The organism is Streptomyces sp. 8K308, from assembly GCF_004348315.1.
GTDB lineage: Bacteria > Actinomycetota > Actinomycetes > Streptomycetales > Streptomycetaceae > Streptomyces.
In genome coordinates this window covers 1-8,887 of the sequence record NZ_SMKC01000297.1, presented here as the reverse complement: position 1 = coordinate 8,887, position 8,887 = coordinate 1, and the positions used below count along the sequence as shown (strand labels likewise).

The window sequence follows — 8,887 nt, the reverse complement described above, 5'->3', positions numbered from 1 at the left end:
GCGGGTGGGTGGGCGCGGCACGGCCGCAGGCCGGCACGACGGGCGGCGGAGCCGCCGTCAGGGCCCCTGCGGGCCGCGCGTCCGCGCCGCGGCCTACGCCAAGCGCGCAGCGGGTCCGCGGCTCCGTGGGGGAAAAACGAACACGCCGTCGCGCGCCGGGTTACCGGTGAGTAGCATGGAGCCGGACAGGAATCTCTCGGCGTGGAGGAGAACCATCGTGCCGCGTACCGTCAGGGACGTCGTCTTCGTCGACGGCGTCCGCACCCCGTTCGGCAAGGCGGGTCCCAAGGGGATCTACCACGAGACCCGCGCCGACGACCTGGTCATCAAGTGCGTGCGCGAGCTGCTGCGCCGCAACCCCCAACTGCCGCCCGAGCGGGTCGACGACGTGGCCATCGCGGCGACCACGCAGATCGGCGACCAGGGTCTGACCATCGGCCGCACCGCGGCCATCCTCGCCGGCCTGCCGAAGTCCGTGCCCGGCTACTCCATCGACCGGATGTGCGCGGGCGCGCTCACGGCCGTCACGACGACCGCCGGGGCCATCGCCTTCGGCGCCGCCGACATCGCCGTCGCCGGCGGCGTCGAGCACATGGGCCGGCACCCGATGGGCGAGGGCGTGGACCCCAACCCGCGTTTCGTCTCCGAGAAGTTGGTCGACGAGTCCGCGCTGTTCATGGGGATGACCGCGGAGAACCTGCACGACCGGTTCCCCGGCCTCACCAAGGCCCGCGCCGACGAGTACGCGGTGCGCAGCCAGGAGAAGGCCGCCAAGGCGTACGCGGACGGTAGGATCCAGGCCGATCTGGTGCCGATCGCGGTGCGCCGCACCTCGGACGAGGGCGGCGGCGAGCAGGGCTGGGGTCTGGCCACCGCCGACGAGCCGATGCGGCCCGGCACCACGCTGGAGGCGCTCGCCACGCTCAAGACGCCGTTCCGGCCGCACGGCCGGGTCACCGCCGGCAACTCGGCCGGTCTCAACGACGGCGCGACGGCCTCCGTGATCGCCGCCGAGGACGTGGCGCGGGAGCTCGGGCTGCCGGTGAAGCTGCGCCTGGTGTCGTTCGCGTTCACCGGGGTCGAGCCCGAGGTGATGGGGTACGGGCCGGTGCCGGCGACCGAGAGGGCGCTGGCCAAGGCGGGGCTCTCGATCGGCGACATCGGCCTGTTCGAGATCAACGAGGCGTTCGCCGTTCAGGTGCTCGCGTTCCTCGAGCACTTCGGCATCGCCGACGACGATCCGCGCGTCAACCAGTACGGCGGCGCGATCGCGTTCGGTCATCCGCTGGCCTCCTCCGGGGTGCGGCTGATGACACAGCTGGCCCGGCAGTTCGAGGACCAGCCGCACGTCAGGTACGGCCTGACGACGATGTGCGTGGGCTTCGGCATGGGCGCCACGGTCATCTGGGAGAACCCGCGCTGGGAGGGTCGGTGAGCGACGCACGCGCGGCCGCCGGGCTGCGGCTGACCACATTGTCGGACCTTCGCCGTGCGGGCGGAGAAGCGAACGGAGAGATGCAGTGAGCGGCACAGCCGAGACGTTGCAGGGCGCGGCCGAGCGTTTTCCGGACGAGGTGGTCACCGGCGCCTCGGTGCGGCATCTCGATCTGCCGGCGAACGGCGGCCGGTTCGCGCTGATCACCCTGGACAACGGCTTCGACCACACCAAGCCGACGACCTTCGGGCCGCGGTCGCTGGCCAACCTGGAGGCGGCGATCGACCAGGTGCAGGCGGAGGCCGACGCGGGTGAGATCGTCGGCGTGGGGCTCACCGGCAAGCCGTTCGTCTTCGCGGTCGGCGCCGACCTCAAGGGCGTCGAGGTGCTGCGCGAGCGGGACGAGGCGCTGGCCATCGGGCGCGGCGGGCACGACGTGTTCGTGCGGCTCGCCGGCCTCGCGGTGCCGACGTTCGCGTACTACAACGGCGCGGCGCTCGGCGGCGGCGTCGAGGTCGGGCTGCACTGCGCCTACCGCACGGTCTCGCGCGCGGTCACCGCGTTCGCGCTGCCCGAGGTCTTCCTGGGCCTGGTGCCGGGCTGGGGCGGCTGCACGCTGCTGCCGAACCTGATCGGCGCCGACCGTGCCGTCACCGTGATCATCGAGAACGCGCTCAGCCAGAACCGCATGCTGAACGGCACGAAGGTCTACGAACTCGGCATCGCCGACGCGCTCTTCGACGGCGCCGACTTCCTGGAGCAGTCGCTCGCGTGGACCTCGGCCGTGCTGCGGGGCGAGGTCGAGGTGGTGCGGCAGGAGCCGGACCGCGGAGCGGCCTGGGACGAGGCGGTGGCCAGGGGCCGGTCGATCGCGGACGACAAGGTGCACGGCGCGGCGCCGGCCGCCTACCGGGCGCTGGAGATCCTCGCCCAGGCCAAGGACGGCGACGTCCGGGCCGGCTTCGCGGCCGAGGACGAGGCGCTGGCCGACCTGATCATGGGCGAGGAGTTGCGCAGCGGGCTCTACGCGTTCAACCTGGTGCAGCGGCGGGCCAAGCGGCCGGTGGGCGCGCCGGACAAGTCGCTGGCCAGGCCGGTCACCAAGGTCGGCGTGGTGGGCGCTGGCCTGATGGCCTCGCAGCTGGCGCTGCTGTTCGCGCGGCGGCTCGAGGTGCCGGTGGTGCTGACGGACATCGACCAGGAGCGGGTGGATAAGGGCGTCGGCTGGGTGCACGAGCAGGTCGACATGCTGCTGTTGAAGGGGCGGATCGGCCAGGACAAGGCCAACCGGCTCAAGGCGGCGGTGACCGGCTCGCTCGACCGGGCGGCGGCCTTCGCCGACGCGGACTTCGTGATCGAGGCCGTGTTCGAGGAGATGTCGGTCAAGCGGCAGGTGTTCGCCGAGCTGGAGGCCGTGGTGGCGCCGGAGGCGATCCTGGCGACCAACACCTCCTCGCTCTCGGTGAGCGAGATGGCGGCCGAACTGAAGCACCCGGAGCGGGTGGTCGGCTTCCACTTCTTCAACCCGGTGGCGGTGCTGCCGCTGTTGGAGATCGTGCGGGCCGAGCACACCGACGAGGCCTCGTTGGCCACCGCGTTCACGGTGGCCAAGAAGCTCAGGAAGTCGGCGGTGCTGGTCAAGGACGCGCCAGCGTTCGTCGTGAACCGGATCCTGACCCGGTTCATGGGCGAGGTGCTCGGCGCGATCGACGAGGGCACCCCGGTCGAGGTCGCGGATCGGGCGCTCGATCCGCTGGGCCTGCCGATGTCGCCGATCACGCTGCTCGAACTGGTGGGGCCCGCGGTCGCGCACCATGTGGCGGGCACGCTGCACGGGGCGTTCCCCGACCGGTTCGGGGTGTCGGAGAACCTGGGCCGGGTGGTGGCGGCCGGCAAGCGCGGCCTGTACACGCACGACTCGGGCAAGCCGGAGCTCGACCCCGAGGTGCTCGCGCTGTTCGAGGTGGGCGACCGGGTGCTGACCGAGGAGCAGGTGCGGGCGCGGGCGCTGGACGCGATCGCCGAGGAGGTCGGGCTGATGCTCGACGAGGGCGTGGTGGCGGAGGCGCAGGACATCGACCTGTGCCTGCTCACCGGCGCCGGCTGGCCGTTCCACCTGGGCGGGATCACGCCGTACCTGGACCGCGCCGGGATCTCGGAGCGGGTGCTCGGGCGGCGACTGCTGCCGCGCGGAGTGGCGAGCGTTCCGGAGTGACGGACGGGTGACGGACGAGGAGTCGCCGGCGGCACCCGGCCCGCCCCGGGCGGGCCGGGTGCCGCTGGTCGTGGTGGACGGGGCCAACGTGGTGGGCTCGGTGCCGGACGGCTGGTGGCGGGACCGGCGGGGGGCCGCCGAGCGGCTGCGAGACCGGCTGGTCGGCTACCCGGGGCCGGCCGAGGTGGTGTTGGTCGTGGAGGGCGCGGCGCGCGGCGTGGGCTCGGTGCCCGGGGTGCGGGTCGAGTCGGCGCTGGGCAGCGGCGACGACCTGGTGGTGCGCCTGGTGCGCGCGGAGGGCGCGGGCCGGCGGTGCCTGGTGGTGACGGCCGACCGAGGGCTGCGGGCGCGGGTGGCGGAGTTTGGCGCCGAGACGATCGGTCCGCGCGAGGCGATGAGTTTCTGACGGGCCCGGAGTCTTCCCTGTCGGACGGCCACCGCCCGGGTGGCCGCTGAGCGAGAGGCGCCCGTCATGGCGACCAAGATCTTCGTGAACCTGCCGGTCAAGGACCTGGAGCGCGCCAAGGAGTTCTACGTCGGCCTCGGCTACGCGGTCAATCCGCAGTTCAGCGACGAGAACGCGGCCTGTCTCGTGATCAGCGACGAGATCTTCGTGATGCTCCTGGTGGAGCCCTTCTTCAAGAACTTCACCAGGAAGGACATCGCGGACGCCACCGCGAGCACCGAGGCGATCGTGGCGCTCAGCGCGGACAGCCGCGCGGAGGTCGACGAGCTGGTGGACCGGGCGCTCGCCGCCGGCGGCAGGCCGACGATGGACCCGATGGAGATGGACGGCATGTACGGCCGCAGCTTCCAGGACCCGGACGGGCACCAGTGGGAGGTCATCTGGATGGACCCGTCCGCGGTCCAGGGCTGCTGAAGCGCGGCAGCGGCCCCGCGCCGGCTCAGGCGCGGGTGGCGTCCAGCGGTCCCTCGAGGCGGGCGACCAGGCCGGTGACCTGGCGGGCGATGTCCGGGGCCGTCAGGCCGGCCGCGGCCAGCACCTCCTCGCGGGTGCCGTGCTCAAGGAACCGGTCGGGGATGCCGAAGTCGCGCAGCGGCACGTCCACGTCGGCGTCGCGCAGCGCCTGGGCGATCGCGGAACCGACGCCGCCGGCGCGGCTGTTGTCCTCCACGGTGACCACCACGCGGTGCTCGGCGGCGAGCCCCGGCAGGGCCGGGTCCACGGGCTTGACCCAGCGCGGGTCGACGACGGTGGTGCTGATGCCCTGCCGGCGCAGCAGCTCGGCGGCCTCAAGGCAGACGGGGGCCAGCGCGCCGACGGAGACCAGCAGCACGTCGGGCCGGTCCGTGGCCGCGTCCGGTCCGAAGTCCGGGCGCAGCAGCACGTCCATGCCGCCGATGGTGCCGACGGCCGGCACGGCAGGGCCGACCTTGCCGCGCGAGTAACGGACGACGGTCGGCGCGTCGTCGACCTCGACGGCCTCGCGCAGCTGGGCGCGCAGCTGGTCGGCGTCGCGCGGGGCAGCAAGCCGAAGACCCGGCACGCACTGCAGGATGGACATGTCCCAAACGCCGTGGTGGGAAGCGCCGTCGGGCCCGGTGACGCCGGCCCGGTCGAGAACGAACGTTACGCCACAGCGGTGCAGGGCGACGTCCATCAGCAGCTGGTCGAAGGCCCGGTTGAGGAAGGTGGCGTAGACCGCGAAGACCGGGTGCAGCCCGCCGGTGGCCAGGCCGGCGGCCGAGACGGCGGCGTGCTGCTCGGCGATGCCGACGTCGTAGACCCGGTCGGGGAACTCGTCGGCGAAGTCGGCGAGGCCCACCGGGCGGAGCATGGCGGCGGTGATGGCGACGACGTCCTCGCGCTCCCGGCCGAGCTTGACGATCTCCTCGCCGAAGACCGAGGTCCAGTCCGCGCTCGACTGGGAGACCGGGAGGCCGGTGTCGGGGTGGATGACGCCGACCGCGTGGAACTGGTCGGCCTCGTCGTCCCTGGCGGGCTGGTAGCCGCGGCCCTTCTCGGTGATGCAGTGCACGATGACCGGGCCGCCGAACCGCTTGGCGCGCTGCAGCGCCGACTCGAGCGCCTGGATGTCGTGGCCGTCGATGGGGCCCAGGTATTTCAGGCCCAGGTCCTCGAACATGCCCTGCGGCGCGATGACGTCCTTCAGGCCCTTCTTGGCGCCGTGCAGGGTGCCGTAGAGCGGCCGACCGACGACCGGGGTGCGACTGAGCACCTGCTTGCCGCGGGCCAGCCAGCGCTCGTAGCCGTCGGTGGTGCGCAGCGTGGCCAGGTGGTTGGCGAGGCCGCCGATGGTCGGCGCGTAGGAACGCTCGTTGTCGTTGACGACGATGACCAGCGGGCGGTCCTTGGCGGCGGCGATGTTGTTCATCGCCTCCCAGGCCATGCCGCCGGTCAGCGCGCCGTCGCCGGTGACGGCCACCACGTGGTGCGGGTCGCCGCGCAGCTCGTTGGCCTTGGCCAGGCCGTCGGCCCAGCCGAGGACGGTCGAGGCGTGGCTGTTCTCGATCACGTCGTGCTCGGACTCGGCGCGGGACGGGTAGCCGGAGATGCCGTCCTTGGCGCGCAGCCGCGAGAAGTCCTGCCGGCCGGTGAGCAGCTTGTGGACGTAGCTCTGGTGGCCGGTGTCCCAGAGGATGCGGTCACGCGGCGAGTCGAACACCCGGTGCAGGGCGATGGCGAGCTCGACGACGCCGAGGTTGGGGCCGAGGTGGCCGCCGGTTCTGGCGACGGCGCTGATGAGGAAGGAGCGGATCTCGCCGGCCAGCTCGTCCAGCTGCTCGGGGCTCAGCCGGTCGAGATCGCGCGGTCCCGAGATACGGGTCAGCAACGGCACCGTTCCTCCTTGCGTCGGGCTGTCTCATGACCGTCCGACGAAGTTTAGTGTGACGAGCCGCCCGGCGGGCCCGCAGGATGACGGATCCCACGGGCCCGCGCGGGCGGCGGTCAGGTTCGTCCGGCGCTTCGCCTGGTCTGCCGGGAGACGGAGTCGACGACGACGGCGAGCAGCAGCACCGAGCCCGTGATCATGTACTGGATCTCGCTGGACATGCCCATGAGGTTGAGCCCGGTGGTGATGGACTGGATGACCAGCGTGCCGAGGAGCGCCGACCAGATCCAGCCGCGGCCCCCGAACAGGCTGGTACCGCCGATGACGGCCGCCGCGATCACGTTCATCAGCAGGTTCCCGGAGCCCAGGCTCTTGGAGGCGCCGCCGGCCTGGGCGGCGACGAAGAGACCGCCGAAGGCCGCGAGGGCGCTGCCGAGGGTGAAGACGGTGAGCCGCACGAACTCCACGTTGATGCCGGCCCGCCGGGCCGCCTCCGCGTTGCCGCCGACGGCGAAGATCTGCCGTCCGTAGGTGGTGCGGCGCACCATGAAGTCGGCGAGCAGCAGGATCACCAGGAAGATGACGAGGGCCAGCGGCAGCCCGCGGTGCTGGTTGAGGGTGTAGGCGGTGAGGAACGCGGCCACGGCGACGAGGGCGCCGCGCAGCACGATCTCGCTCAGCTGCCTGGTGGGCAGTTCGGCCGCCTGCCGGCGGCGCTCCTGCCGCCACAGCGCGAACACGTAGCCCGCGGTGACGAGGGTGGCCAGCGAGTAGGCGGCGGAGATGTCGCTGAAGTAGAAGCTGTAGAAGTCGCGGACCATGCTGTCGGACGGCACGTTGATGGTGCCCTCGTCGCCCATCACCCAGATCTGCAGGCCGCTCCAGCCGAGGAAGCCGGCCAAGGTGACGACGAAGGCCGGTACGCCGACTCTGGCGAAGAAGAAGCCGTGGACCGTCCCGACGACGGCGCCGGCGCCCACGGCGAGGGCGATGGCCAGCAGGTCGTTGACGCCGTGGCTGACCGAGAGCACCGCCCACAGCGCGGCGGACAGGCCGGCCATGGAGCCGACGGAGAGGTCGATCTCGCCGAGAAGCAGCACGAGGACGATGCCGACCGCCATGATGCCGGGGCCCGCGATGTAGACGGTGATGTTGCTCAGGTTGCGCGGGGAGAGGAAGTTCCCGGTCTGGCTCTCGAACACGATGGCGATGACGATCATGCCGACGATGACGGGGATGGAGCCGAGTTCACCGCCGCGTATCCGACGTCGGAACGCCTCCATGTAGCCGGCGAGCCCCCGCTCCCTGACCAGGAGCCGGGGGTCGGGCGCGAGGTCGTCACTCATGGCACTCCCTGGGTGCTTCTTCCTGCCGGGTTTCCCGCCGGGTTTCGCCGGTCCCGCGGCCCGCCCGGCGGGAGACGGCGTTGTCCGCGGCTCCGGTGATGGCGGCGATGATCTCCTCGCCCGAGGTCTCGGCGACCCTGAAGTCCCCGTTGTTCCTGCCGAGGCGCAGCACGACGACGCGGTCGGCGACGGCCTGGACGTCCGCCATGTTGTGGCTGATCAGGATGACCGCGAGACCGCGTTCCCGCAGCCGCTCGATGAGGTCGAGCACCTGGGCGGTCTGCTCGACGCCGAGCGCGGCGGTCGGCTCGTCCAGGATGACCACCTCGGGTGAGCCGACGAGCGCGCGGGCGATGGCCACGACCTGCCGCTGACCGCCGGAGAGCGAGGCGACCGGGATGCGGACGCTGGGGATCCTGATCGACAGGGTGTCGAGCAGCTCCCGGGAGCGGCTCTCCATCGTCACCTGGTCGAGCACGCTGCGGCGGCGCACCTCGCGGCCGAGGAAGAGATTGGCGACGACGTCGAGGTTGTCGCAGAGCGCGAGGTCCTGGTAGACGGTGGCGATGCCGAGTTCCTGGGCGTCGTGCGGCTTGGCGATGCGGACCGGCGCGCCCTTCCAGGAGATCACGCCCGTGTCGATGGCGTGCACGCCGGCGATCGTCTTGACGAGGGTGGACTTCCCCGCGCCGTTGTCCCCGACGAGCGCGGTGACCTCGCCGGTCCTGATCTCCAACTCCACGTCGGTGAGCGCCTGTACCGCGCCGAACCGCTTGGACACGCCGCGCAGGGTGAGGATGGGGGGTGGTGCGGTGGTGGCTGTCATGGATCAGCTCTCCTCCGAGCGACAGTTCTTTCCCCGCGCCTTCGCCTCCGGTGGGGACAGGACACGGACGGCCAGGCAGACAACACGACGGCCAGCCCTCGGGCCGCAGGCTCGCTCCGCGGCGCCGCCCCCGCCGCAGGCGGACAACGGCGCACGAAGACCCACGCGGCGCCAGCCTCGTAGCGGGCCCCCGGCAGGCAACCGCGCAGGTGCGAGCCGACACGACCCCGCCAGGGGGAGGGGCGGGTG

General features: G+C 72.2%; 7 protein-coding genes. 4 read left to right on the top strand and 3 right to left on the bottom strand.

Annotation, left to right across the window (positions count from 1 at the left end; translation table 11 throughout):
• Positions 1–217 precede the first annotated feature (217 nt).
• The 4 genes from E1265_RS28835 (at position 218) to E1265_RS28820 (ending at position 4,530) form a co-directional block, all read left to right on the top strand.
• Positions 218–1,435, top strand: coding sequence for an acetyl-CoA C-acyltransferase (locus E1265_RS28835; protein ID WP_132933934.1), 1,218 nt, complete (start codon positions 218–220; stop codon positions 1,433–1,435).
• 85 nt (positions 1,436–1,520) lie between these two features.
• Entirely contained in the window at positions 1,521–3,650 is a 2,130-nt protein-coding gene (locus E1265_RS28830; protein ID WP_132933933.1) for a 3-hydroxyacyl-CoA dehydrogenase NAD-binding domain-containing protein, read from the top strand.
• A 7-nt stretch (positions 3,651–3,657) separates the two neighbouring features.
• Positions 3,658–4,056: an NTP pyrophosphohydrolase gene (locus E1265_RS28825; protein ID WP_243741185.1), complete on the top strand. Its 399-nt coding sequence runs from the start codon at positions 3,658–3,660 to the stop codon at positions 4,054–4,056.
• A gap of 66 nt (positions 4,057–4,122) precedes the next feature.
• Positions 4,123–4,530: a VOC family protein gene (locus E1265_RS28820; RefSeq protein ID WP_132933932.1), complete on the top strand. Its 408-nt coding sequence runs from the start codon at positions 4,123–4,125 to the stop codon at positions 4,528–4,530.
• 25 nt (positions 4,531–4,555) lie between these two features.
• On the opposite strand, the gene dxs is transcribed toward E1265_RS28820, so the two are convergent.
• The 3 genes from dxs to E1265_RS28805 all read right to left on the bottom strand — a co-directional run bounded on the left by dxs (position 4,556) and on the right by E1265_RS28805 (position 8,638).
• Positions 4,556–6,472: a 1-deoxy-D-xylulose-5-phosphate synthase gene (dxs, locus tag E1265_RS28815; RefSeq protein ID WP_132933931.1), complete on the bottom strand. Its 1,917-nt coding sequence runs from the start codon at positions 6,470–6,472 to the stop codon at positions 4,556–4,558.
• 110 nt (positions 6,473–6,582) lie between these two features.
• Positions 6,583–7,812 (bottom strand): sugar ABC transporter permease, encoded by a 1,230-nt coding sequence (locus E1265_RS28810; protein WP_132933930.1) that lies wholly within the window; start codon positions 7,810–7,812, stop codon positions 6,583–6,585.
• Positions 7,805–8,638, bottom strand: coding sequence for an ATP-binding cassette domain-containing protein (locus E1265_RS28805; RefSeq protein WP_132933929.1), 834 nt, complete (start codon positions 8,636–8,638; stop codon positions 7,805–7,807). The genes E1265_RS28810 and E1265_RS28805 overlap by 8 nt, the downstream gene beginning before the upstream one ends.
• Positions 8,639–8,887 lie beyond the last annotated feature (249 nt).

Bases quoted from the DNA above. Each gene is read 5' to 3' on its own strand.
- E1265_RS28820 (WP_132933932.1), top strand. From the start codon at position 4,123: ATGGCGACCAAGATCTTCGTGAACCTGCCGGTCAAGGACCTGGAGCGC.
- E1265_RS28810 (WP_132933930.1), bottom strand. From the start codon at position 7,812: ATGAGTGACGACCTCGCGCCCGACCCCCGGCTCCTGGTCAGGGAGCGG.
- E1265_RS28805 (WP_132933929.1), bottom strand. From the start codon at position 8,638: ATGACAGCCACCACCGCACCACCCCCCATCCTCACCCTGCGCGGCGTG.